We start from the raw sequence: 1292 nt of genomic DNA on the forward strand, positions 1-1292 counted from the left end.
TCGGCGATCTGCCAGACGGCGTTGGCGATGTCGCCGATCACTTCGACCTGCGGGAAGTACACGGCATCGACTTCGGCGGAGCGGAAGCTGATGTGAATGACTTCGGTGCCGCCACGGACCATGAAGAACGGCGGCTTCTCGATCACGTCGTGGCCGATGTTGATGATCAGGTCGGCCGCTTCGATCGCGCGGTGCACGAAGTCGCCCGACGACAGTGCGGCGTTGCCCAGGAAGCGCGGGCTCCGCTCGTCGACCACACCCTTGCCCAACTGGGTGGTGACGAACGGAATGCCGGTCTTGTCGATCAGCTGCTTGAGGACCTTGGCGGTCATCTTGCGGTTGGCGCCGGCGCCGATCACCAGGATCGGGCTGCGCGCGGTGCGCAGTTTCTCGATCGCGGCTTCGATGGCCACATGCTCGGCCAGCGGGCGACGGTGCAGGCTGCGTGGGATCGGCATGGCATCGGTCTGCTCGGCCGCGATGTCTTCCGGCAGCTCCAGGTGCACGGCACCCGGTTTTTCTTCTTCAGCCAGGCGGAACGCTTCGCGCATGCGCGACGGGATGTTGTCGGCCGAAGCGAACTGGTGGGTGTACTTGGTGATGGGGGCCATCATGCCGCACACGTCGATGATCTGGAAGCGGCCCTGCTTGGACTTCTTGATCGGCTTCTGGCCGGTAATCATCATCATCGGCATGCCGCCGAGATAGGCGTAGGCACTGGCTGTCACCAGGTTGGTCGCGCCAGGGCCCAGGGTCGACAGGCTGACGCCGGTCTTGCCGGTCAGGCGGCCATAGGTGGCGGCCATGAAGCCTGCAGATTGTTCGTGGCGGGTCAGGACCAGCTTGATCTTCGACTTGCGCAGGGATTCCAGCAGGTCGAGGTTTTCCTCACCAGGGATGCCGAACACATACTCGACACCTTCGTTTTCCAGGCATTGCACAACGACATCGGCGGCCTTGGCCATCTTGCTTGTAACCTCAATTATTTAGGACGGTGAAGGTCCAGAAATGCGCAGCACGGCACGCTGGCATCGCTCTGTCCGGGCGCGAGGATGCCCCGAACCTAAGCCTTGACGCAGCTTGGGCAGGGCAAAGTCACGTAAACGAACAGGATTAATTGTCGCACCCTTGAGCGCCTTTGCGCAGGTACGAAACGGACAAATCATCTTTGCTTGGAGAAAGGTGTGCGAATATCGGAAAGACAAAACCCCTACCTGCATGCGCAGATAGGGGTTTTGCGAAATGAATCTTGACGATGACCTACTCTCACATGGGGAAACCCCACACTACCA

The 1292-nt window shown here is 60.6% G+C and carries 1 protein-coding gene; it reads right to left on the reverse strand.

Annotated features, from left to right (window positions below):
- Positions 1-965, reverse strand: a 965-nt coding sequence (locus tag ACIPIJ_RS27870) for an acetolactate synthase large subunit (RefSeq protein WP_401083233.1), incomplete at its 3' end; no start/stop codon positions are given.
- Positions 966-1292 lie beyond the last annotated feature (327 nt).

This window comes from Pseudomonas sp. NPDC087185, from assembly GCF_044744955.1.
Classification (GTDB): Bacteria; Pseudomonadota; Gammaproteobacteria; order Pseudomonadales; family Pseudomonadaceae; genus Aquipseudomonas.